At 44.8% G+C, this 24,201-nt stretch carries 16 protein-coding genes; 8 read left to right on the forward strand and 8 right to left on the reverse strand.

All coding sequences use genetic code 11. From position 1 onward, the window contains the following. Nucleotides 1–335: 335 nt before the first annotated feature. Nucleotides 336–1,283, reverse strand: a complete 948-nt coding sequence (locus ITJ87_RS05445) for a site-specific integrase (RefSeq protein ID WP_117964240.1) — start codon at nt 1,281–1,283, stop codon at nt 336–338. A 333-nt stretch (nt 1,284–1,616) separates the two neighbouring features. On the opposite strand from ITJ87_RS05445, the gene ITJ87_RS05450 reads away from it, so the two are divergent. Continuing rightward, the gene (locus ITJ87_RS05450; RefSeq protein ID WP_117967191.1) at nt 1,617–4,784 is read left to right on the forward strand and encodes a hypothetical protein; all 3,168 of its coding nucleotides are present in this window, start codon (nt 1,617–1,619) and stop codon (nt 4,782–4,784) included. 81 nt (nt 4,785–4,865) lie between these two features. Further along, the gene (locus ITJ87_RS05455; RefSeq protein WP_008661937.1) at nt 4,866–5,207 is read left to right on the forward strand and encodes a hypothetical protein; all 342 of its coding nucleotides are present in this window, start codon (nt 4,866–4,868) and stop codon (nt 5,205–5,207) included. Nucleotides 5,208–5,360: 153 nt separating this feature from the next. Here ITJ87_RS05455 and ITJ87_RS05460 read toward each other — a convergent pair whose 3' ends face one another. Next, nucleotides 5,361–5,513 (reverse strand): hypothetical protein, encoded by a 153-nt coding sequence (locus tag ITJ87_RS05460; protein WP_158562867.1) that lies wholly within the window; start codon nt 5,511–5,513, stop codon nt 5,361–5,363. Continuing rightward, nucleotides 5,510–5,671: a hypothetical protein gene (locus ITJ87_RS18645; protein ID WP_005825763.1), complete on the reverse strand. Its 162-nt coding sequence runs from the start codon at nt 5,669–5,671 to the stop codon at nt 5,510–5,512. The genes ITJ87_RS05460 and ITJ87_RS18645 overlap by 4 nt, the downstream gene beginning before the upstream one ends. 317 nt (nt 5,672–5,988) lie before the next feature. Between ITJ87_RS18645 and ITJ87_RS05465 the strand changes: the two genes are divergently transcribed. The 4 genes from ITJ87_RS05465 to ITJ87_RS05480 all read left to right on the forward strand — a co-directional run bounded on the left by ITJ87_RS05465 (nt 5,989) and on the right by ITJ87_RS05480 (nt 13,817). Continuing rightward, on the forward strand, nt 5,989–6,942 hold the full coding sequence (locus ITJ87_RS05465; protein WP_117967188.1) for a site-specific integrase: 954 nt from the start codon (nt 5,989–5,991) through the stop codon (nt 6,940–6,942). A gap of 434 nt (nt 6,943–7,376) precedes the next feature. Next, complete coding sequence (locus tag ITJ87_RS05470) at nt 7,377–10,406, forward strand: cell surface protein (RefSeq protein WP_117974774.1); 3,030 nt, start codon at nt 7,377–7,379, stop codon at nt 10,404–10,406. 462 nt (nt 10,407–10,868) lie between these two features. Beyond that, nucleotides 10,869–13,334, forward strand: coding sequence for a primosomal protein N' (gene priA, locus ITJ87_RS05475; protein WP_117600986.1), 2,466 nt, complete (start codon nt 10,869–10,871; stop codon nt 13,332–13,334). 21 nt (nt 13,335–13,355) lie between these two features. Then, the gene (locus tag ITJ87_RS05480) at nt 13,356–13,817 is read left to right on the forward strand and encodes a low molecular weight protein-tyrosine-phosphatase (protein ID WP_005825832.1); all 462 of its coding nucleotides are present in this window, start codon (nt 13,356–13,358) and stop codon (nt 13,815–13,817) included. On the opposite strand, the gene ITJ87_RS05485 is transcribed toward ITJ87_RS05480, so the two are convergent. Then, nucleotides 13,814–15,904 carry a BT4734/BF3469 family protein gene (locus tag ITJ87_RS05485; RefSeq protein WP_117967128.1) on the reverse strand — a complete coding sequence of 697 codons (2,091 nt, stop codon included), beginning with the start codon at nt 15,902–15,904 and terminating at the stop codon, nt 13,814–13,816. The genes ITJ87_RS05480 and ITJ87_RS05485 overlap by 4 nt on opposite strands. A 250-nt stretch (nt 15,905–16,154) precedes the next feature. On the opposite strand from ITJ87_RS05485, the gene ITJ87_RS05490 reads away from it, so the two are divergent. Beyond that, nucleotides 16,155–16,301, forward strand: a complete 147-nt coding sequence (locus tag ITJ87_RS05490) for a hypothetical protein (protein ID WP_155517626.1) — start codon at nt 16,155–16,157, stop codon at nt 16,299–16,301. Between the two features lie 3 nt (nt 16,302–16,304). Then, nucleotides 16,305–16,928 carry an HU family DNA-binding protein gene (locus ITJ87_RS05495; protein ID WP_117967131.1) on the forward strand — a complete coding sequence of 208 codons (624 nt, stop codon included), beginning with the start codon at nt 16,305–16,307 and terminating at the stop codon, nt 16,926–16,928. Nucleotides 16,929–17,144: 216 nt separating this feature from the next. Here the strand turns inward: ITJ87_RS05495 and ITJ87_RS05500 are convergent, their stop codons facing one another. The 4 genes from ITJ87_RS05500 to ITJ87_RS05515 all read right to left on the reverse strand — a co-directional run bounded on the left by ITJ87_RS05500 (nt 17,145) and on the right by ITJ87_RS05515 (nt 24,129). Further along, a complete protein-coding gene (locus tag ITJ87_RS05500; protein WP_230391792.1) occupies nt 17,145–19,838 on the reverse strand; it encodes a hypothetical protein in 2,694 nt (897 codons plus the stop codon). A 364-nt stretch (nt 19,839–20,202) separates the two neighbouring features. Next, nucleotides 20,203–21,156: a site-specific integrase gene (locus ITJ87_RS05505; RefSeq protein ID WP_117974771.1), complete on the reverse strand. Its 954-nt coding sequence runs from the start codon at nt 21,154–21,156 to the stop codon at nt 20,203–20,205. Nucleotides 21,157–21,289: 133 nt separating this feature from the next. Beyond that, complete coding sequence (locus ITJ87_RS05510; protein ID WP_117600992.1) at nt 21,290–22,063, reverse strand: hypothetical protein; 774 nt, start codon at nt 22,061–22,063, stop codon at nt 21,290–21,292. 5 nt (nt 22,064–22,068) lie between these two features. After that, a complete protein-coding gene (locus ITJ87_RS05515) occupies nt 22,069–24,129 on the reverse strand; it encodes an HD family phosphohydrolase (RefSeq protein ID WP_117600993.1) in 2,061 nt (686 codons plus the stop codon). Between the last annotated feature and the right edge of the window lie 72 nt (nt 24,130–24,201).

The following is a 24,201-nucleotide window of genomic DNA, read 5'->3' on the forward strand; positions in this document are numbered from 1 at the left end:
GGTAACGGGAATCTATATTTAATCAATTGTATAAAAATATGTTTAATACAGTTTCGATACATCTATAATTGTTTATAATATTTTAAATGAATAAAGATAAGGAGGGGCTTATAGGTGGAATTCTTATAATAGGACTAAGAAATAAGATTGAGGTGAAAGAGACTCAAAAGGTTTGCAAGACAGGGGAAAATATAAAGTCTTATTTTGTAGTACTTTGACATAAGAAAAGGTGGTTGAGAAACAAACAAGGCGATCCTTCCCTTCAAGAGAAGTCTCTTGCGGGAGGAATAAATAAGTACATATTTAGACTATTCTATCAATAAAAAGCAAAAAAACTATGCCGAAATTCCATTGCTTTTCACAAAAGAAATTACCTTCTCATTTGCCTCATCAATCTTCTTGTCGTTGAAGGGTTTGAGATAGGTTTCAGTAACATTTATCGATGAGTGTCCCATCGCTTCGGAAATAATTCCAGGGTGAATCTCGCAATAATATGCCATTGTAGCCCATGTGTGTCTTGCCGAATACGAGCTAAGATGTGAACTCATGTTTAAATGTGTTTTTAAAGTTGATAACTGATAGTTAAAACGTCTCAGAGCTGATTGATACTCTTTATAAGCCGCTTCGGTACCCTCCTTGCTATGTAATATTGGAAATAAATAAGGTGAGTTTTCGTCCTTATTGGACACCATGCGTACCAACTGCAAGGCTTCAGGGGACAGAAGTACCCGCAAGGTGTGACCAGTTTTTCTTCTACGATAGGATAATACGTTACCTTGCAAGTCTTTCTTACGCAAAAAAGCCAAATCGACAAACGGAAGACCACGCATCATAAACATAAACACGAATAGCATTTTTGCTTTTTGAAGTCTCGAGGAGGGAATCCTTTTGGACAAATCCATCTCTGTCTCGCAAACTAAAGCTCCTATATCCGAAGCTTCCAATGCTCTTTTCTTGTCCGCTTTAGTTCCCGTATACACATGTTCAAACAACCTGGGAATATAACGGACATATCGTAAATCTACAGCTCGGTTATAAGCCGAACGGATGACTTTCATATAGGTGGAAACGGTATTCCAACTACAATCCCGTTGGCGCAGGTACATTTCAAAACGTTTTAAAACCACTGAATTCAGTTTGCGCAGATGCAAATTCTGATAGTTGTTGAATACGGAAAACACATTCAATGTGGATTGGTAAATATGGGCTGTTCCCCATCTTCCATTTTTCCGAAGCTCTCCAATAATAGTTGACAGCATTTCTTGTAAGGTAATCTCTTTCATCTTCAATTTTAATTATACATTTCTTATTTATAATATGTATAAGGGTAACTCCTCTGTAATACAGAACACACGTACAAATACGCTAATAGCTGGGGCAACAACAATTCCATTAACAAAAAAGTGCGCTTAAATGCAGATTTTTCGATTAATTATAAAAAAACAGCATTATTATTTGCTCATTTATAGAAAAACGATTATGTTTGCACGGAAAATTCCTCCGTTACCTGCGAAGTAACGGAAAATTTTAACAAAAAAATAAGAGAAAGTAATACCAAATATGCGAGATTATTCACTTTTTATTTTTTTAAATTTATAAATTTAAAGTTTTCAATTATGAACAAAAAGTTTCTAAGTGTGATCCTGTTCAGTGCCTTAATGGCTGGTACTGCAGGAACGTTCACGTCTTGTAAGGACTATGATGATGACATCAAGGACTTGCAGGGACAACTGGACAAGAAAGCTTCACTTGATGAATTGAACTCTAAAGTAAGTGCTTTGGAGACTTCTATCGCTGAAGCCAAAACTGAAGCTTCTAATGCTAAAACAGCAGCACAAGAAGCACTGGACAAAGCTAAAGAAGCATTGGACAAAGCAGGACAAGGTGGATCTTCTTCTGAAGAAATTGCAGCCTTAAAAGCCGCTCTGGAGAAAGCGCAGGCAGACTTGCAGAAGCAAATTGACAAAATGGCCTCATTGGAGACTGTGGACAAGAAAATTGCAGATTTAAAGAAAGAGCTTGAAGGAGGCTTTGTTACAGACGAAAAATTACAAGCTTTGGCTGCAAAGGTTGATGCCCTGACCGCTGAGGTGGTTAAATTGATTGGACACCGTCTGACTAGTCTAGCTCTGATCCCGACTCAGCATATCAACGGTATTGCTGCTATGACTTTTACCACTTTGCAGTATACTCCTCAGAAGTATGAGGCAATGCCTACACATACGTCTGATCCTTCGGGCCACACTAACCGTCCTGTGTTAGACCACAAAGATGCCGGTACAGCCCGTTACATCGCTACTGAGAAGAATAAGGCTTATTTCCATGTAAGCCCGAGTGTAGGTGTTCGTACTCAAGATATCCTGACTCCGTCATTTGACTGCATCAAGTCTGAAAATATAATGACAAAGAATGCTGACGGTACAACAATTACAAACAATAGCCCGATTGAAGTTACAGGTCACAATATTGACAAGGAAGGTGTACTGGAAGTTACATTCAAAAAACATTCTGATTTCTTAGGTCAACAGCTCTCTACCACTAAGGAAGGCAATAAGGAGAAATTCTATATGGCTTCTTTGAAAGCTCCTATTTCTGCAGAAAACTATACAGAAGACGAAGCTAAGGATGTTGAAGCTGGTACTATTGATGGCGTTTATGTAAACTCTGAATATGCTCGTATTGAAGAGCTTATCAAATTGCCGTATTTGGCTAACAGCAGAACTGATTTTGGAAAAACCATAACAGGTGAATTCGCAGACGAAATACAGAATGATGGAAACGGTGATTTCTATGTTCACTATCATGACTCAGTATGTCTGTATGAATCAAATGCAAATGCTTTAGTTGACTATTACCAAGCTTATGACCAACCTCTTGATTTAAAGAAATTGGTAAAAGTTTGTGTTAGTGACAAAGCCAATGATCATGCCGCACATGAGGATTTGGTAGACTACAAGGACTATGGTCTGACATTCCGTTTCCGTCTGGCAGAAGCCGCTTATATTCCTGAAAACGACAATGACAACAAGACTGACCAACAAAAATTTGCAGAAATCGATTCTCCGATGAATGGTAAAATGTCTGCTAAAGTATATGACATCTCTGGATCTGCAACAGCCGTAGGTCGTGAGCCTATTGTTTGCGTAGAATTGATCGACTCTGTAAATGGCAATGCATTGGTTGCTCAACGTTACTTGAAGGTTAAATGGACAATGGAAGGAAAAGAACTGGCAGTTCCGTTCAACCCGGTATTGTTCTCTTGTAAAGTTAAGAACCTTGTCGATACAGAAATGATGAATACCATGATTTACGACAAGGCTAAAGAAGGTGGTATGACAAAGAACGAATTCCATGCTATCTATACTGAATTCATTGTAGGTGAGGGAGCTGGTACAGCTGAAGATTTGAAAGATCCGGAAGAAGGCGTTGAGTCTCACAATATTTTGTGGACATTAAACGAAGAAGATCTTGGTGTGTTCTGGCCTGGTCAGCAAGAGAAGACGTTCACGAAGACTGTTATCTACAAAGATCCTAAGGGTATCAATGCTGATATTACCGTTGTGATGACAAGAACTGTCTATATGCCTGCTTTAAATGTATGGGGCCACATGGGTACATACTGGAAAGGTGAAAAGGAATATAAGATATTCAACATCAACCCGATCGTTTATGGAACCAAAGAATCTAATCCGGCATGGAATGTTGTTGACGGTACTAACCCGACATGTAACATCTATACTGACTTGTTGAACGGTTTCTTGGATGACAGAGGTGTGAAACCTACTGAAGGTGCTGCTGGCGCTATCTATTATACAGATAAGAATGTAGCTAATACGAAGTTCTATTATCCTGCTTTTGGTCCGATGCAACCTGACCACACTATGCCTGAAAATGCTAACGGCATTTACTATGCAGAAGAAGGCGTAAGATTCGTATTCGATAAGGCAAGAATCGCCAACTATACTTATATTTGGAACGATGGTACTGAAGTGAAGGCTGAGTTGAGAAACAATGATACAGAATTGTGGATTAAGGGAGAATTAGCAGCAACAATCGTAAATCACAAGGCTAACCTTTTGAACGCAGACGAGCTGACGTACAACATCAAGTTGCAAGAAGCTGTTCCTGATCATGCTGTTACAGATTTCACTAATCAACCGACAGAAGCTGCTAAGGCATTGGTTGGTAAGATGGTTCCCATCAACTTGGTTGCTGATCTCTGCAATAATGCAAAGAATGTAGGCATTGTTAAGCAATACGAAGCAAATATTATTGAGCCGTTGCAAGTTAAGAAGGGCGAAATCGACAACTTCGTTGACGCCAAGAACGAAGGTAGCTCAATTGATGTAACTGGTGCATTCACTTACTACTCTTGGAATGACAACAAGCAGATTGTGGAAAACACAACTGGTCTGCCAAAAGCATTGTATGACTTCTATCAAGTAAGAGAAGCTGTTTGGCCGTTGAAGGCTGGTTCTGACAATATTCTGGATGTTACTAAGATCAAGACTAACTTGAAACTGACTGACGGTAACTTGGAACCAGAAGAAGGTTATACAAATGGTAAGTTGCCTGCAAACATTGAAATCAGATATGAAGAAAAAGATATCGATGGTGACGGTGACAAAGAAAAAGTCTTGACTTATTACAACTATAGCGGTACTCCGGTTAACAAAGCTTATAAGCTGTTTATCCCGGTTGAATACGGTTATAAGTGGAAAACTCTCATCAATGTTTATGAGATTACTGTAGCTCCTAACTCTGGAACTCCTGGTACACGATAAGTAAAGATCGTTAGATACTGATATATTAAAGGGTATTCCTTAATGGGATACCCTTTATTGATTAAATAAAAACAGATGAAGATGAAAAGATTTATTTATTCTTCAATGCTCTTGATGGGTATCTGTGTGTTAGTAGCCTGTACCGGAAAAAGCAGTAGCCATCCCTTTGGCGGCACTTTTTTTACGGAAGAAGGAGTACGCTTTGAACTTAAAGCGGATTCAACCACACTTATCCAGTTTAACGACTCGCTGACTTATGAAGGTACTTGGCAAGTCTGTAAAAGTGCAGATAATTTGGAATATGCTACAATTGAGTTTGCCGGATATCCTGCTTACTATTTCCTGAAAGACGGGAAGCTCTATCGTAGTGAACGGGAAATGCGCAATGACGTATTGGGCAGAAGAATCAATTACCCAAAATGATATAAGCTAGATATTCCATACTAGAAACGGCTATTTCCATTTTCCTTCTTAGGAAAACGGAAATAGCCATCTTTGTATATATCGACAAGAAAGAAAGGAGCATCCAGTTCATACTCTTCGTTGCGTATCACATATCTTGTTGCCCAAGCAGCTTTAAACTGCCAAAGGCAGTACTTGGAGAATCAATGCCGACACCTTGTAGAAAAGGAAGACTGGAACCCTCATCTCTACAGCTAAGCCTATCAATACCTTCTTGTCTGTTTCATCCATTGACGGCTGAAATGAAACTTCTATGCCATCTGTCATGGATTGGTTGAAATGGTGGGAATAAAATGAAAGTGAGTGATGAGATACTCCAGGCGTTCCATAGGATATTGCTGAAGCATAATCCACAATAATCGTGCGGCAAAGTCGGCAGTGCCTGTTACCAACTGCAGGTTCAACTGAAAAACGGGACGTGACAATCCTTTCGTTACTTTGGTCTTGCCGAAACGTCGTGGACTAATAAATATCAGGCGATTTTCACTTGCAAGTATCTCTCTTACTCTTCCCTATTCCGCTACTCTATCCGTAAAGTATTCACCGTCTACAATGGTACTGAATTTAAATGGATTATTCATATTGCGATTTTTTTTCAATGCGACTTTTTTCACAAATATAAGAAATATATTTGGGGGCATTCTGAAAGACTGGCTAAAATGAAAAATACATTATAAGCTTCTGTTTTTCTTCATTTTATTGTATATACTTGTAAGATAAACTCTTTATAAATAAATTGGAAATGAGCAGAAATGAAATTACCTTACAAGAAATGTTCTCCTCAGTCATCGGGGAACTCCGGGAAGGCGGCAGATGGGGGACAGCACACATCTACCAATCAGCGATGAATGCATTCTCGGCATTCACCAAATGGCAACCAATGCCCATGCGCAAGCTGAGCCCAACCGTACTGAAGAGGTTCGAAAACTACCTCAGGCAGAGGAACTGCAGTTGGAACACCGTGTCCACCTACATCAAGACGGTACGCTCGGTGTATCATCGGGCGGTGGACAGAAAGTACATACGGTATGTACCCAGACTGTTCGAGCATGTGTATACCGGCACACGGGCAGACAAGAAGAAGGCGCTCAAGGCATCCGACATCAGCAGCCTGGTAAGGGAGACGGAAAGGAGCCTGCAAGGAGGGACGCTCCCAAACGCACAGCAGAGAACAAGGATTTTCTTCGTACTCATGTTCATGCTCAGGGGCATACCCTTTGTGGACCTGGCGTACCTGCACAAAAGGGACCTGCAGGGGAATGTACTGTCTTACAGAAGGCGGAAGACGGGACGGGCACTGACCGTGTCACTCACACCCGAAGCCATGCAGATGGTCAGGATGGTGGCGGACAGGAACCCCGACTCCCCCTATCTGTTTCCCATCCTGCAGAGCGAGGAAGGTACGGAAGCCGCATACCGGGAATACCAGTCGGCACTCAGGGCATTCAACCAGCGTTTGGCAGTACTCAGACAGTGTCTGGGAATGCAGTCGGCACTCAGCACCTATGCGGCCAGACATACCTGGGCCACAATGGCTTACCATTGCGAGATACACCCCGGAATCATATCGGAAGCCATGGGGCACTCCTCCATTACGGTGACGGAAACCTATCTGAAGCCTTTCAGCAACAGAAAGATTGACGAGGCCAATCAAAGGGTAATTTCTTTTGTAAGAAGTGGAGCGTGTATGGTGTAAAAGACGTTACTGCTTTTGATAGGATAGAATAGATTTGTCGCACATTTTCCGGAATCTTCAAACAGAGTTTTGAGGAACGGAATGGTGTTGTCTTTACGGAGCTCACATCGGTTCTATCAATATGCTGTTATTCAATCTTTTGAGCTAAAAATACACACTTCCATTTTTTGAAGGCCTCATTTCATTACTTTCCCATTGTCACTTTTCTGGACTTCCAATCCTCTTTCCAATATCCCAACGAACAGATTTTTACTATTCCAAACAAAACCGGTCTATTTTCTCCTTATTCCCTGATTATTAATGAAATTAACAAGATTTCATTACCTGCGAAGTAACGGAAAATCATATAACAAAACGGATATAGGAATGGAATATAAAATGAGAGATTATTCACTTTTTTATTTTTTAAATTTATAAATTTAAAGTTTTCAATTATGAACAAGAAGTTTCTAAGTGTGATCCTGTTCAGTGCCTTAATGGTTGGTACTGCAGGAACGTTTACGTCTTGTAAGGACTACGATGATGACATCAACAACTTGCAGGAACAAATCGACGGTCAAAATGGTCTGATTGCCAAGATTACTGCTGTAGAGAGCTCAATCAGCAATTTGCAGTCTGCACAAAGTGGTTTGCAGAGTGAAATCGCTGCTGCAAAAGACGAGGCTTCAAAGGCTGCCCTTGCAGCACAAGAAGCTGTTATTGCTGCAGCAAAGGCTGAATTGGAAAAAGTCAAAGCCGAGTTGCAAGAGGCCGACAAAGCCGGTATAGCAGCAATAGAAGAAAAACTGGCTGAAATTTCAGGTAGAATCCAGACTTTGGAACAGTTCAAAACTACTACTGAAGCAACATTGGAAAAATTGGCAGCAGCAGATGTAGCTTTGCAGAGCAGCATCACTACCTTGAAAGCTGATGTCGCTGCCAATGCAGAACAGATTGGTAAGAACAAAGCTGCCATTGAAGCACAAATTGCCGCTTTGGATGAATATAAAGGAACCAACGATGCTGCCATTGCTGCTTTAAAAGCTGATTTGGAAAAATTGCAAGCTGGCGAGCTGACAGAAGAAATGGCTGCAAAAATTGCAGCACAAGTAACAGAAGTTGTAGGCGCTAAATTAGACTTGATTTCTGCTGCATTCAGTAAAGCTGTTACTCATGTAGAATTGTTGAATTATTCATTCGGCAGCAAAACTGACAATATTATTGAAGGTGAGCCTTCTATAATGGATTTGCGTACTGCTGAAGCTGTAGAAGACCGTGTGTTTGGTAAAGGCAGCTCCGACGAAGTAGAGGCAAATTCTTATGAAATCATTAATCAAAAGGAGTTCAAAAAAGGTGAAAGAGCATTCATCAGCGACTCTGTATTGATTCGTGTGTCACCGGCTAATGCCACCTTGACCGAAGGACAGATTTCATTTGTCAATTCTGCACTGGGCAATCTAGATGAACTGGTGACTGTTGAGAAAGTGGAGCAGTTTAAAGGCACAGTAACCACCAGAGGTGTATCTTCTAATGGTCTGTGGAAAGTCGTATTCAAGTTGAACAAGGATAACTATACAGAAGAGAATTTGCTGAAAGCTGCAAAGTTTGACTATAAGAGCGGCAACGCTGAAGACGAACCGGTGAAGAAACTGAAGGATATTCTCTACGCAGTAGCAGTAACAGACAAACCGGGCGACGTGGAACGTAGTGTGACAACCGGTTATGAATTGACACTGGGTTCTGTATATACACCGCAGTATGAACTGAATTTCAAGGTCAACGACAAGGATGTGAATGATCTGCGTAACCGTTTCCAGTATGCTGAAGATGGAACTTTAACTGCTGATGCAAGCAAAAAGCTGTTCTATGACTATAAATGGAATGTTGATAGAAACGGAAACCGTATAGAGGAAAACGGCTCTTATGTATCTATTGATGCTACTACTAAATATGGCACATGGAGAGACCAAGACCTTTGGAGGGGTGGCGATAACCGTGACAAAGAAGGTTCTAGCAAATCTTTCTTCTCTACAAAAGTGGGTGAAAAGTTTACCGTAGAATTGAGTTATAGTGATGAGGATATCAGTGGTATCTATGGTTTCTATGTAGTGCTCGACGCGCAACGTGCCGTAGAAAGTGCTCCGTCTGAAATCACGGCATGGAACTCTTATGAGGCAGATATCGAAGGACTGAATACAATTACGACAAACCGTAAGATTGAAATGTCTATCAATGCAGAGAAGGCTGATGGTGACATTATCGGTTTCCGCGTATATGCAGTAAATAATAACGGTTCTTTGGTTGACCCGGACGGTAAGGCATTCTATGTAGCAGTAGGCGACATCGATGCTATGACTACTACGTTGAAGGCTGATTACGTACCGGTATGGAATGCTCCTGATGGTGATTACGAACGTGATGTTGAGATTGATTTGGACGAAGAACTTCTGAAACTGTTTGAAGATAAATATAATGAATATGAGGAAGGTAATTTGATATTTGACATAGAGAATAATCCGAATGACAATGAAAATTTCGTCAAATACTTCGACAGCCAGGAAGGCAAGTTAGTTATTTCATTGAAGGGTAATTTGAATAAGTTCAAGGATAATGGTACTTATAAGATGTATTTCAACTTTACCGATAGTAAGAAGAATGTAATAGTTAAGAAAGTTGCCATTGAAATAACCAAGAAGATGCCAGAATTCCCTGCTGCATTCTCTGCTAAGGCCAACCAACTTGACAAAGAAGGCGCAAAGGTTGTTGAAGTAACAGAAGCTAACTGGAATACTACTATCCATAATCTGGGTACAGCATTCAATGGCGTTTCTGATCCTACCAACGCAATCATCGACTTCAACTATACATTCACTTGCGCAGAAAAGCAGATTGTATTCTACTCTGATAAGGCAAGTGCTGCTAGATATGGATTCTATCTCGATGTAAACAATGACAAGGATAAAGCAGCAGCTCTGTTTGCAGATAAACCAGAAGGAAAGATGTACGATGTAACCGTATCCTATAAGTACAGCAATGTTTCATCAGAAACGGCAGACTACTCTTACACTGTAAAAGCCCCGGCTGCCCAGAACTTCAAACTGAGACTTGTATGTGGTGAAGGTTTCACTTCTGAATGGAAGAACTTTGATGACAAGAAGAATCCAATTAAGGAATCCTTAATCTATAACGTTTCTGAAACAAGAATTGCTCTTGCTAATATTCTGAAGTTCAAGAAAGGTGATATAGATTACACGCCTACTTTTGTTGCTGCAAATATCAAAGAATGCCACTTGGCTTCTAACAATGTGGATGACGAATACTTTACTGTAACATTTGATGCGGTTACTCAAGAATTTGTATTTGTTTCAAGATTGGGACAAAATCCACCGACTTCTGATGTTATTGCAACCTTGAAGTTCACAATGGTAGACTTCTTCGGACACGAAAATCCTGAGGAATATCCATACTTCGTTATTAAGAAATAATTTTTTCATTCTTAGTAATTGATGAAAGAGAAGCCTAACTGAAAAAATAAGCTTCCGTACTTTATGAGGGTAGGAGAAAACAAAATTGTTTTCTCCTACTTTTTTCTCCCTACTTTGCTTCCACACTTCCACCCACCTCCTGCATCCCCCTGTCCATCGGCATTTACCCCGCTGTGGAAGTAACTCCCAAAAGTGGAAGCAAAATTTGCTTCCACCTATTCAAGACGCCATAGTTTTACCATAACTAACTCATTCTTATTTTAATACATCGAACAAAGTTTATAAAACACTTGCACCAGTTTCCCCATACTTCTACACCCATCCTACCCATAAAATCTGCAATACCCATATCCCCCCTTATCTTCATCCCAAATCCACAACAGCCTCCTCCCCCTCCTCAGCATAAAAAATGCCCCCGTTCATTTCATTCTCCCTCCACTTTCCACTATCTTTGTCCCCGCGATGAAAAAGTTTGCCGACGTCATATTGCCTTTGCCTTTGCACAGCTGCTTCACCTACTCCCTGCCCGACGAGTGGGCGGATGAAGTGCAGACCGGTTGCCGGGTGGTAGTGCCATTCGGACGGAAGAAATACTATACAGCCATCGTGCGCAACGTGCACTATTGTGCCCCCACCGAATACGAAGTAAAGGAAGTGTCCGCCTTGCTGGATGCCCGCCCCATACTGCTCCCGCGGCAGTTCAAGTTCTGGGAATGGCTCTCCGACTACTACCTCTGCACACAAGGAGACGTCTACAAAGCCGCCCTACCCTCCGGCCTGAAGCTGGAAAGCGAAACAATCGTAGAGTACAACCCCGATTTCGAGTCCGACGTCCGCCTGCCGGAGAAGGAACAGAAGATACTGGATATGCTCTCTGCCGACCCGGAGCAATGCGTGACGAAACTGGAGAAAGAGACCGGCATCAAGAACATACTTTCTGTCATCAAGTCACTGCTCGACAAAGAGGCCATCTTCGTAAAGGAAGAATTGCGCCGTACCTATAAGCCTAAGACCGAAAACCGAGTGCGCCTTACCACTGCCGCCCGCAACGAACACCGCCTGCACATCTTCTTCGACGAGTTGCAGCGCCGTGCCCCCAAGCAACTGGACCTGCTGATGAAGTACCTGGAACTCTCCGGCTACCTCAGCGGACGAGATATAAAAGAAGTCTCCAAAGCCGAACTGCTGCAACGCACCTCCGCCACCCCTGCCGTATTCAACGGTCTTGTGGACCGTGGTGTATTCGAAGTCTACCAGCAGGAAATAGGCCGCATAGACAAAACACTCCTCAAAGAAGTCATCCCCGTCAACCCGCTGAACGAGCACCAGCAACGCGCTTATCACTCCATCTTAGAGAATTTTCAAAGCAAGAACGTCTGCCTGCTGCATGGCGTCACGGCAAGCGGCAAGACCGAAGTCTATATTCATCTGATAGAAGAAACCATCCGGCAAGGAAAGCAAGTGCTCTATCTCCTGCCCGAAATAGCTCTCACTGCACAAATCACAGAGCGCCTGCAACGCGTATTCGGCTCCCGACTGGGCATCTATCACTCCAAGTTCCCCGATGCCGAACGGGTGGAAATCTGGCAGAAGCAGCTGTCGGAAGCAGACTATGACATTATTCTCGGCGTCCGCTCCTCCGTCTTCCTTCCTTTCCGCAACCTCGGTCTCGTGATTGTGGACGAGGAGCACGAAAACACCTACAAGCAGCAAGACCCCGCCCCTCGCTATCATGCTCGCAATGCAGCCATTGTACTCGCCTCCATGTACGGCGCCAAAACTCTGTTGGGTACGGCAACCCCTTCTGTAGAGACTTGGCACAATGCCACATCCGGTAAGTATGGCCTCGTGGAACTGAAAGAACGCTATAAAGAGATACAACTGCCGGAGATTATCCCCGTAGACATTAAGGAGCTGCACCGCAAGAAGATGATGAAAGGTCCGTTCTCTCCACTGCTCCTGCAATACATCCGCGAAGCGCTGGAACAGAAAGAACAAGTCATCCTTTTCCAGAACCGCCGCGGCTTCGCCCCCATGATAGAGTGCAACACCTGCGGCTGGGTACCCAAGTGCAAGAACTGCGACGTCAGCCTCACCTACCACAAGGGGCTGAACCAACTGACCTGCCACTACTGTGGCTACACCTACCAACTGCCCCGTATCTGCCCCGCCTGCGAGGGCACTGACCTGCGCAACCGCGGCTTCGGCACGGAGAAAATAGAAGATGACATCAAAGCCCTTTTCCCCGACGCTCGAGTAGCCCGTATGGACTTGGACACCACCCGCACCCGTACCGCTTACGAGCGCATCATCTCCGATTTCCAGCAAGGCAAGACGGACATCCTGATAGGCACACAAATGGTGTCCAAGGGTCTGGACTTCGACCACGTCAGCATTGTGGGCATACTCAATGCCGACACCATGCTGAACTATCCCGACTTCCGCGCCTACGAGCGCGCCTTCCAGCTGATGGCGCAGGTTGCCGGACGCGCCGGACGGAAGAACAAGCGCGGCAGGGTGGTGCTACAAACCAAAAGCATCGACCATCCCATCATCCCGCAAGTCATTGCCAACGACTACGAAGCCATGGTAGGCGGGCAGCTTGCCGAACGCCAGATGTTCCACTACCCGCCCTACTACCGCCTGGTGTATGTTTACCTGAAGAACCGGAACGAGACCCTGCTCGACCTCATGGCACAGACTATGGCCGCCAAGCTCCGCACCGTCTTTGGCAACCGGGTACTGGGACCGGACAAGCCGCCCGTAGCACGCGTACAGACCCTGTTCATCCGAAAGATTGTCTTGAAGATAGAAACCAATGCCCCGATGGCCCGTGCCCGCGAACTGCTCGTCCAGGTGCAAAAGGAGATGGTAGCGGAAGACCGCTTCAAGTCGCTGATAGTGTATTATGATGTAGACCCGATGTAAATAACTCGTAACTATAGAAATATGAAGAAGATACTTTTCGTTTGCCTTGGCAACATTTGCCGTTCCTCCTCGGCAGAGGGAGTCATGAAGCATCTGGTAGAAGAAGCCGGACGTGCGGATGAGTTTTTAATCGATTCTGCAGGCATTCTGTCTTATCACCAGGGCGAACTGCCGGACAGCCGGATGCGTGCCCATGCTGCCCGCCGTGGATACAATCTGACGCATCTTTCGCGCCCCGTACGTACCGAGGATTTTTACAACTTCGACCTGATTATCGGTATGGACGACCGCAACATCGACGACCTGAAAGACCGCGCCCCTTCAACCGCCGAATGGAGCAAGATACACCGCATGACGGAATACTGTACAAAGTTTACCCATGCCGACCATGTACCGGACCCCTACTACGGCGGTTCCGAAGGTTTTGAGTATGTGCTGGACATTCTAGAGGATGCTTGTGCCGGGTTACTGCAGAGCATTTAATCCAGCGGCATTACATGATACAGTGTCCCCTGCCTTGACTTCTTGTTCGGTATTTCAAGCTTCTTGAGCGTCCGTCCGAATACGGCAACCTTGTTGATTGCCAGACGGTCCCGCGTCTTTGTCTGCAAGGCGGAAAGAATCTGCATGGGCATCATCCATTGCCCCTTTTCATCCTCTTCTGCCGCACGGAAATGGCTGTGGAAGAGTTGTTCCAGTGGGGTGAGCTGTTCAAATTCCCGGTTCGTCCGCTTCAAGATGGCTTCATCGGCATCATCCAGCCAGTAGCGCTCACCTTTGGCTACGGCATTCAGAGCTTGTGCATAGAGCTGGCGGTAGTTGATGGTGACATTCGTATCAATGGGGCCGGTGACCTCAATGTAGATGAAACGGCGGCTGCCACTGGGGTCTGACAACAAGTCCTTCTGGTTGCTGGTGCCGATGAAGGAGGCATACCGCCGCATCTCCCGGATGGTGCTGCCGTAGGGTTTGCGCAGGTTGGCAACCGGTTTCTGCAGCAGATGCTTCAGAAAGCCCTGCTGGTTGATGTTGATTTGGTCGAACTCGTCGATGTTGACGAGCAGAAAGCGTCCCAGGCTGCGTTCCGCTTCCTGCCTGCTCTTGAAGTCAATGCTGTCCGTATAGCCGAAACGCAGCTCCGGTGGCAGCAAAATGCGGCAAAAGGTGGATTTCCGGAACCCTTGGGAACCGACAAGCAGAGGAGAAGTATTGTTTCCGTGTTGCCGGTCCATTCCACGCCAGTGTGCCACCATGCCTAGGAACCAGCGGTAGAACAACTCCCGCCAATGAGGATTGTGGCACGGGACGAGGTCGGCCAACGCCCGGATGCGGTCTTTCCCGTCCCAGCGGCCGGTATCGTAAAGGTATTCTTCGACGGGATTATAGAGTGGCACATGGTCTGAAGTAAGGAAACGGTTGATGTCGCGGTCCCATACGCGGATACCCTCCTTCAGGGCATTCATGGAGACCGTACTGCGGGCACGCTGGTCAGCAGGCTTGAAATAGAAATGGACGGAGTCGCGCTGACGGTATTCCAAATCATCCAGAACGGTGTTGTAGCGGAACTCATACCGGCGGCCCATAAACTCTTCCAGCCGGAAAACGCTCTCCTGCTCTTGCGTCAGACTGCTCTTTTTCCCGAAGCCTTTAAGCTCTTGATATAGGTTATGAATCGTTTGACGAACAATGAATTCATCCGCTTCCCGGTAATAGTGCATCAATGTCTGGCGGACTACTTCCTCTTCGGGGATGCCTGCCTTGAAACAATGTTCGGCCAGAGGCACCAGCAGTATCCGTAAATCCTCGTCCCGTTTCCAGCCGTCCAATTCGCGAAATGCACGGTCAAGGGCCGATTCGAAGAGTATGGCGAAGGTGTCCGAGGCTTTACTGTCCGGATGCAGCCGCAACAGCGGGTTCTTTTCTGCGAGTTTTCGTTGCCGGAAGTTCTCTTCCTCGGGCATGCCGAGGGGTTGTTCCAAGCAGAAAGGCACAGCGGCAGGATTGTAGTAAGGATATCCATCCAGAGTCATGCGGCAACTCTGTGTAAGGGAAGGTTCTTTCAATGTAATGGCAAACGGCAGTAAGGGCTGGTAGCACTTCACCGCCATACGGTAGGCGTGGGCATGAAACAAGGCGGCATCGCTCTCCCGCTTCGGCGTTGTGCCGTCGGGCAGGGCAAACAATACCCATATCTTGGCACTCCGTCCGCTGGAACCGCAGAAAGCGGCAAAGGTCTGTGGCAGCAGGGCGGCTTGTCGCTTTACATATTCCGCTTCGGCAATGCCCGACAGACGGTTTACTTCCAGTTGTACGAGTCCGTTATAGTTCTTCATCTGCCGTTCTCCCTCTTGCGTACGGCTATATTCCACGGCAGGGTAGATGCGTGGCAGTTTGTCTATATGTTCGTATTGGGCGCAAGTACCCTCCAGTTGAGGAAGGATGGCCCGGAGGGTCGATACATGTCCGGCTTTGGTTTCGGTTTTCAGTTTTTTAATCAGTGCATCCACTTCCAGGGTGCTGAGGGCTTCCTTTCCGCTCTCTTTTTCTGCTCTAATCAAGGTAATTTTCATTCTGTTTGTCAGCTTGTTTAAGTAAATATAATTCTCGTAAAGATACGATATCAGAAGGCGGAAAACAAGTATTCAGTAGAATAATTATTAAATAAATCCCTGCTTCCACAAACTATACAGCGTGGTATCGGAAACCTTTGGATTTCTTTTTTAAAACATAGGCATTCCTTTGTTTTTCTCCCTTTGTTTGTCTACTTTTGTATAGGGAATAGATGACGCCTAACGACCATGAACAGCTCTGCTTACGGCCATGAAGCAATCGCTTGACGACCGTAAGCAGAGCTGTTCATGGTCGTTAGGCGTTTCTCTTCCCAAAGCTTTTACGGATGAAGTACGTAACCCGCACCTATTCCGCATAGGGCGCGAACGTATTGTACAACAACTTAAAAGACATTGAACTATGGCAATTTTATTCGATTGGTATGAGCTCCCGGAACCTAAAGACAAACAGCGGGAAGAAAAGATACTTCATCCGCGCATCCGCTTGAACGGCTCTACCAGTACTGCCGAACTGAGACGTCGGATTCAGGAACGCTGTTCGTTGACGAAGACTGATGTTTCGGCGGTGCTGGATGCCTTGTCGCACGTCATGGGGGAAGACCTTGCCGAGGGGCGGCAGGTGCATCTGGACGGTATCGGTTACTTTCATCCCGTACTGACTAGCACGGAGCCGGTGACCGCTGCGACCAAACGTAAAACCACCAAGATTAAGCTGAAGGGCATCAAGTTTCGTGCCGACCAGGTACTGAAGAATGAGATAGGCGCTATCAAAGCTAAACCACTGGGGCTGAATGAGCATTCCCAAAAACTGAGTGACAAGGAGATTGACAGGCGGCTGACGAGCTACTTCTCTACGCATCAGTTCCTTACGCGCAGTGATTTTCAGAGCCTCTGCGGAATGATGCGCTCTACGGCACAGCTTCATATTCGCCTGCTTCGCAGCGAAGGCAAACTCGAGAATGCAGGAAAACTCAACCAACCGATTTATGTACCTTGCACGGGGTATTATGGTAGAGACGAGTAGGTTACGGTAAAACTATAGCGTTTTGAGTAGGTGGAAGCAAAATTTGCTTCCACCTTTTTTGTTGCTTCCACAGCAGCTCAAATGCCGATGGATAGGGGGATGCAGGAGGTGGGTGGAAGTGTGGAAGCAAAGTGATGGAAAATAAATTTCTGGAGAAAAAAAGAGGGCATTCCGTTTTATCGGAATACCCTCAAGTCTATCTATGTACTATATATCTTACTTCTTCAAAGTAATTGTTACAGTAGTGGTTGTGGTAGCACCCCACTTATCAAGTACAACGAGAGAAACCTTACATGGAACATCGTTCTGCAATGCAGTTTCTGCGCTCTTCTTCACTACTGAGAAGTAAGAGTAAGCATCAGTCTCAGTCGGAGCAAACTGACTTCCACTATGGTCTTCAATAGCCAGATATTCTTTGGCATTGTCATCAGCCAAAACAACTCTCACGCTTTGGATTCTACTATCCATAGGCTCAGTTGTATCCGCTACATAATTAGCACCTGATTTCTTATACATCTGAGTCAAGTTATAAGCCTCTCCGTAAACATCCTTAGCAGTGATGTTCTTCAAGCTAACCTTGATAGGACTAACACCATTGCCAGAAGCATTTGCAGCTGCAGTAGCTTCCAAGGCACCTTCCTTGATTTCAGACTTAACTGTCAAGTTGAATTTATCTACAATCTTAGCGATGTGAACGTTGCCGAATACAGTGTAAGCAGCCTGGATTTCACGAGTTGAGTAAACATTGTCTCTGTTGTCTGCATTCTGAGCATTGTCGTATACCTTAACGCTGATATCACCCGCAACACCGGTTGTTGTAATCCATGGTGTACAAGTGTGTCCATCAATTTCGTGAAGCGTTTCAGTAAACGCTACATTGGTCTTTTCAGCACCCATGTCTTTGTACAGCTTGAACAAGTTATAAGTAACATCTGTACCATCTGCTGAACCGTAAGCTACAGCGTTGTCACCAACGAAGTAAGCAGACAGTCTGCTGAACGGAGTTACAGCTGACTCAGCCGGAGACTTGATAGTAACCTTAACAGGAATTTCAAAGGCGTTTACTGTGGCTCCCTTCTTCTTCAAGCCCAATACAATTTGATAGCTTTCTTCTGCTGGGAATGCTTTAGTGTAATCGAAACTGAACTTGATGTACAACGGGGTCTGAATCTTAGAGCCAGCCGCTGAAACATATTGACCTGCACTGTTTTTAACATAAAGAGTGCTTGCATCAATTGTTGTAATCCAGCTTTCATCGAATGCAGTTCCATCCTTACCATATTTCACACCGTTTACTGTGATTGTCTTTTCAGTAAGAGCCTTGCCGTCTGCCCAAGTAATGCTTCCAACCTTTGCAACAGAAGGCAGGTCAGTGTCAGTTGAACCAGCCAAAGCTGCTTGAATATCACCCAATGGCAAGAAGAAATCAGCATTAGTTTTATTTACTGTCCATTCTACATCACCTAAAGTTGTTGAAGGAGCAACATATTTAAAGGTTACTGTAATAGTCTTGGCAGTTGCAGCTTCTGCAACAGTTCCATTTACTAACAGATAATTTACTTTAATATTAAGACTACCAGCCTTTTCAGCCTTAATCGTATTTCCAGATATAGTTGCACCAAGATTTGCTGCAGCAGTCTTATCGGCAATTTCAAAATAGTAATCAACGATATAAGGAGTCAAATCGGCAACAGCAGTACCATCAACAGTAGCAACAGCAGTATTTTTGAAGCATCCGATTAAATCAAGTTCCTTATTGATGTCAACAGAAAGAGCTTTCAGGCTAGTTACAGAAATTGCACTAACAGCCTTTTCTGTCACTTTTACATCATATGTGGAAGCGACCAAACCATCGGCAGTTTCAGTCGTTAAAGCATAAGTTCCTGCAGATTTACCACAATTTGCTGTAGAAAGATACTCTACAGTCATATCGAATACACCCTTGTTCACTGAAGCTGCACGAGTCAATGCATCTTCAGTCATGTTAGCTACCGGATTAGTCACCTTGAAAGGCATATTACCTTTTGAATCGGACAAAACATAAGCATATTTAGTGGCATCGGCATCCTGAGGATTTACAATAGCACTTAATGTACTAGTCTGTGAAAGCAAAATAGCGTCTTTCTTATATGTTACATTATTAAATTTCACATCAGCACCCAATGCCTTACCATAGCTCATTGTAACATTAGCAGCTTCAATCTTACCGTCATTAATAGAAACCGCTTTCAAGCTTGTAATAGATGCGGCTTTGGGTAATTTGATGACAGCAGGTTCGCCTTCACCATTTTCACTTGTTGCAACGTGCAGTTCCCAATAGCTGGTCTTATCTACGACATAAGTACTTGCTCCCATGGCAGAAATGCCAGTATCAGTGCCGACATAGTCATTCTTTTCAGCATCCCATTCGTAAGTCACCCAATTACCGGTTTCCTTACTGATAGAAGGAGCTTTAGCATTGATGCCGTTTACTCCATTCTTACCTTCAGAGCAAATACCGGTATCTTCGTTGTTGATGATGAAATTTTTAGTAACTGGATCGATGGTGATTGTAGCAGCATCACCCTTATCCCCTTTATCGCCTTTAATGGTTCCAATGGTGCTAGTAGTATTATCACTCCAAGTGATTGTAATACCATCACCATTTTTCACAACGTTGGTAACAAACTTACCATCGCCCACTTTTGCCTGTAAGTCGCTGATTGAAGCCTTGATACCAGTCAACTCATTGTTGATCTGATCAATGTCATCATCATAGTCCTTACAAGACGTGAAAGTTCCTGCAGTACCAACCATTAAGGCACTGAACAGGATCACACTTAGAAACTTCTTGTTCATAATTGAAAACTTTAAATTTATAAATTTAAAAAATAAAAAAGTGAATAATCTCTCATTTTCATTCCCTTTCACATAGCTGTTGATTACATGATTTTTTCCGTTACTTCGCAGGTAATGAAATCTTGTTAATTTCGTTAATAATCAGGGAATAAGGAGGGAATAGGCTGATTTTGTTCAGAATAGTAAAAATCAGTCCGTTAGGATATTGGAAAGATAATATATAGTCTTAATCCCCAACATCATAGAAAAGCTACAATAGAAATTATGAAGTGAAAAAGTGCCTAATTTTCAATCAAAGCTTCTATCTTTCAGTTTATTGCTTACGTTGGGAATTTTTTTGTAAAGTCGATATCAATCCGTTCCTCAAAACTTTGTTTGAAGATTATAAAAAAGAAACAACAAGTTTGCTCTACTTCCTCAAAAGAAGTAATCTCTTTTATACTGGATATCCTTCGTTTTTTACAAAAGAAATTACCTTCTGATTGGCTTCGTCAATCTTTCTGTTGCTGAAAGGCTTCAGATAGGTTTCCGTCACTGTGATGGAGGAGTGCCCCATGGCTTCTGATATGATTCCGGGATGTATCTCGCAGTGGTAAGCCATGGTGGCCCAAGTATGTCTCGTGGCATAACTACTGAGTGCCGACTGCATTCCCAGACACTGCCTGAGCACTGCCAAACGTTGGTTGAATGCCCTGAGTGCCGACTGGTATTCCCGGTATGCCGCTTCTGTGCCTTCCTCACTTTGTAATATGGGGAATAAATAAGGAGAGTCCTTGTCCTTGTTTGCTATTATTCTCACCATCTGCATGGCTTCGGGTGTGAGTGACACGGTTAGTGCCCGTCCCGTCTTCCTGCGCCTATAAGACAAGGTGTTTCCTTGTAAGTCCCTTTTGTGCAGATACGCTAGGTCTACAAAAGGAATCCCTCTTAGCATAAACATCAATACAAAGAAAATTTTTGTTTTCTGTCGGGTGTTGGGAGAATTACCGGCCTGCAGGTTCATCTCTGTCTCTCGCACCAAAGAGCCTATGTCGGAAGCTTCGAGCGCTTTCTTCCTATCTGTTCGTGTACCGGTATACACATGTTCAAACAGTCTGGGTACATATCGCACCAGCTTTCTGTCCACTGTCCGGTTGTAAACCGAGCGTATTGCTTTAATATAGGTGGACACCGTATTCCAACTACAATTCCTCTGCCTGAGGAAGTTTTCGAATCTCTTCAGTACGGTCGGGCTCAGCTTGCGCATGGGCACCGGTTGCCATTTGGCGAATACCGAGAATGCATTCACCGTTGACTGGTAGATGTGTGCTGTTCCCCACCTGCCGCTTTCCCGGAGTTCCCCAATGACTGAGGAGAACATCTCTTGTAAGGTAATTTCATTTCTGCTCATTTTCAAATTATTTATAAAAAGGTTTATCCTGCAATTATAAATAAATTGAGAGCAAGTGCAAAGGCATCATTCTGAAATCTGCGAAACGGGAATGATGCCGTATCCGGCAGCTTATTTGTTGGCTAACGTCTGTTTAGTGGCTGATATACGTATCCTGGAAGAACCGTTTGTTGTCGTTTAGGCTGCAAGTGGCATCCACTCCGGCTTGTTGCAGGCGTTCGGTAATCTCATTCAGCTTTTTCCTCGAAACCCTTCCGATATAAAACAGACGATAGCGGTAATCGTTGTCCAACAATTCCATGACGTGCGTGAAATTCTGTTCGCGGGCAAAGTCGAAGTTTACTTTTCTTAGGTTTTGGTACGGATAGCGGATGTTCCTGCCTACGCTGTGTATGATGAGGCCGTCATTGTCCAGCGTCAGGTAACAGAAGCGGGTCATCAGCATGCTGATGAAAAAAAGACTTAATGCAAACGAAATGATAGCCGGGATGAAGCCCCACCATACGTTGCCACTGACGGAATAATATCCCAAGATAAGGGACACTAGGAATAAGACAAAGAACCAGAACATATAGAGTGACGGGCGCTGGTATGTTTCTGTGGGAATCTTTGCGGCTGTCCGTTCCCTCGGTGCGTAGTTGTCGAAGGGGATTTCTTGGGAGACCAGGTAGCGGATGACCGAGGAAGGGTGACGGAAAGGAGGCAGATAGATTGCTTTTTCTTTCCCTTCCTTTAGATGTAAAGTCAGTATGCCCGGACCGTATTTGTCTTTTGCAGCCAGGTTGCTTTTGCGGGGAACCTGGTGGTAACGCTTCATGAAACTGAAACTCTTGATTTGGTGCAGTCCGATGTGCTGGCTTTGCAGCAGTTGTTCGGCTCTTTTCTGTTCTTTACTGGTCACTTCCATAGTTCTTATTTTTTAAGTTCGGGATAACTGATGCGGGTATGGTATATAGTCTTCAGCTTCTCCTTGAATACGTTCTTCACGGTGGCGATATCCTTGAAGGTGATGGGGCATTCCTTGAAATAGCCTTCTGCCACTTGCGAATCGATAATCTTGTCTACCAGGTTGCTGATGCTCTCTTCCGTATATTCGGGCAGACTGCGTGAAGCGGCTTCCACCGAATCGGCCATCATCAGGATAGCCTGCTCTTTGGTGAACGGGTTGGGACCGGGGTAAGTGAATGCCTCCTCGTTGGGGGCTTCACCGGGGTGTTCGTTTTTCCAGGAGATATAGAAATACTTCGTTTTTCCACGACCATGGTGAGTGGTGATGAAATCCTTGATTACTTTGGGGAGATTGTTCTTCTCGGCCAGCTTCAGCCCGTCCGTCACATGGCTGATGACGACTTGGGCACTTTGCTCATAGCCCAGATTCTTGTGCGGATTGACTCCGCCCGACTGATTCTCGGTGAAGAACACCGGATTCTCCATCTTGCCGATGTCATGATACAGCGCTCCGGTACGTACCAGCTGGCTTTTGGCTCCGATGCGGTTGGCCGCTTCTGCCGCAAGGTTGGCAACCTGCATGGAATGCTGGAAGGTGCCGGGAACTGTCTCGGACATGCGGCGCAGCAGGCTGTTATTGATGTTGGACAATTCGACCAGGGTGACATTGGAGGTAAAGCCGAACGTCTTTTCCACCAGGAAGAGCAGGGGATAGGTGAACAGCAGCAACACTCCGTTGATGACGAAATAGGTGTACATGCTTCCGTTGATTTTTGTCAAGTCGTTTTCTGTAATCAGCTCAAAAGCAAAGTAGACGGCAGCGTAGGTCAATATGACGAGGAAGGCTGTTCGGAACAGTTGCGACCGTTGTGAAAGCTCCCTCAGACTGAAGATGGCAACCAGTCCCGCCGAGAGTTGCAGAAGAATGAATTCATGCGGATAGCGCAGGCAGATGGAGCATATCAGTATGGTGGTGACTTGTGCGATGAAGGCCGTGCGTGAGTCGAGGAACACCCGGATGATGACCGGCAGCATGGCATACGGGATGATATAGACATTGAATATGTTGTTGGCAACCATGATGGCTGTCACCACGCAATAGAACATGATGAGGGCGAAGAGCAGGGAGAGGCTGCCCTTGCGCTTGTAGTAATCTTTACGGAACAAGTCGAGGTAGAGCATGAAACACAGCATGAAGATACTGGCAAACAGTACCTGCCCCGCCAGCATTAACCGTTTTTGCCCGATGGACTCACTGCGTTTGATGGATTCTTTCCGTAGACTTTCAAGGATGTTGTATGTCTCCTGGCTGACAATCTCGCCGCGGTCGATGATTTTCTGTCCGCTCAGTACGATGCCGTTGGCCCATGAATAGTTGTCGAGCATCTCCTTCTTGGCGGTCTCTGTCCGCTGCTCGTCATAGGTTAGATTAGGAAACAGATATTCGTTCAGCGAGCATTGCCGTAGAATGTCCGGGCGGTAGTGGGCGGTATCGGCCGTGAGTATATAGTTATAGGCATCCTTCACCGAATATACCTTGTTGATGTCCTGCTGGTTGGCCAGTTTGTCGTTAATGACCATGATGGCGGTTGTGCTGTCCTTATGCAGTTGGTTCAACTCTTCGGTGGAAACGATGCCGGCGCGATATACTTCAGAGAGTTTCCTTTCCAGAAAGCGGACGTAGTCGGTGGAGGGAAGCAGGCCGCGCAGGTGGGTCTGATAGTCTGCCTTCAACTTGGCGAGCACACTTTTCTCAATGCTTTTGTCCAGCTGGAAATACGGCTGGAAGGCGGCGAGGATACTGTCCTGCTCGCGTTTCACCACTTCGTCGGCCTTATAGATGGGGAAGTCGAAGGTGGCCATGAGCTGTCCGTACTTCCAGGGCTTGTCAATGTCGAACTGGTAGTTGAATTTACCGTCACGTGGCAGAAAATAGACAATAATCCCCACAGTGCCGATGAATATCAGTGCTCTGTATAGCAAATCTCTGAGTGAGAACTCTTTTTGGGTATTGAAATAACTCATATCGGCTGAAATTTTTGCGAAAAGTACAAAAAAAAACATTAGTGTGGAAAAAAAGGTTTAATTTTGCCGTCT

It is taken from the genome of Bacteroides sp. HF-162, assembly GCF_015679285.1.
In the GTDB taxonomy this organism is placed as follows: Bacteria; Bacteroidota; Bacteroidia; order Bacteroidales; family Bacteroidaceae; genus Bacteroides; species Bacteroides uniformis.

Coding starts and splice junctions, on each gene's coding strand:
- ITJ87_RS05470 (WP_117974774.1), top strand. CDS start 7,377: ATGAACAAGAAGTTTCTAAGTGTGATCCTGTTCAGTGCCTTAATGGTT.
- ITJ87_RS05465 (WP_117967188.1), top strand. CDS start 5,989: ATGAGCAGAAATGAAATTACCTTACAAGAAATGTTCTCCTCAGTCATC.
- ITJ87_RS05445 (WP_117964240.1), bottom strand. CDS start 1,283: ATGAAAGAGATTACCTTACAAGAAATGCTGTCAACTATTATTGGAGAG.
- ITJ87_RS05450 (WP_117967191.1), top strand. CDS start 1,617: ATGAACAAAAAGTTTCTAAGTGTGATCCTGTTCAGTGCCTTAATGGCT.
- ITJ87_RS05510 (WP_117600992.1), bottom strand. CDS start 22,063: ATGGAAGTGACCAGTAAAGAACAGAAAAGAGCCGAACAACTGCTGCAA.
- ITJ87_RS05505 (WP_117974771.1), bottom strand. CDS start 21,156: ATGAGCAGAAATGAAATTACCTTACAAGAGATGTTCTCCTCAGTCATT.
- ITJ87_RS05485 (WP_117967128.1), bottom strand. CDS start 15,904: ATGAAAATTACCTTGATTAGAGCAGAAAAAGAGAGCGGAAAGGAAGCC.
- ITJ87_RS05460 (WP_158562867.1), bottom strand. CDS start 5,513: ATGACAGATGGCATAGAAGTTTCATTTCAGCCGTCAATGGATGAAACA.
- priA (WP_117600986.1), top strand. CDS start 10,869: ATGAAAAAGTTTGCCGACGTCATATTGCCTTTGCCTTTGCACAGCTGC.
- ITJ87_RS05480 (WP_005825832.1), top strand. CDS start 13,356: ATGAAGAAGATACTTTTCGTTTGCCTTGGCAACATTTGCCGTTCCTCC.
- ITJ87_RS05455 (WP_008661937.1), top strand. CDS start 4,866: ATGAAAAGATTTATTTATTCTTCAATGCTCTTGATGGGTATCTGTGTG.
- ITJ87_RS05515 (WP_117600993.1), bottom strand. CDS start 24,129: ATGAGTTATTTCAATACCCAAAAAGAGTTCTCACTCAGAGATTTGCTA.
- ITJ87_RS05495 (WP_117967131.1), top strand. CDS start 16,305: ATGGCAATTTTATTCGATTGGTATGAGCTCCCGGAACCTAAAGACAAA.
- ITJ87_RS05490 (WP_155517626.1), top strand. CDS start 16,155: ATGAAGCAATCGCTTGACGACCGTAAGCAGAGCTGTTCATGGTCGTTA.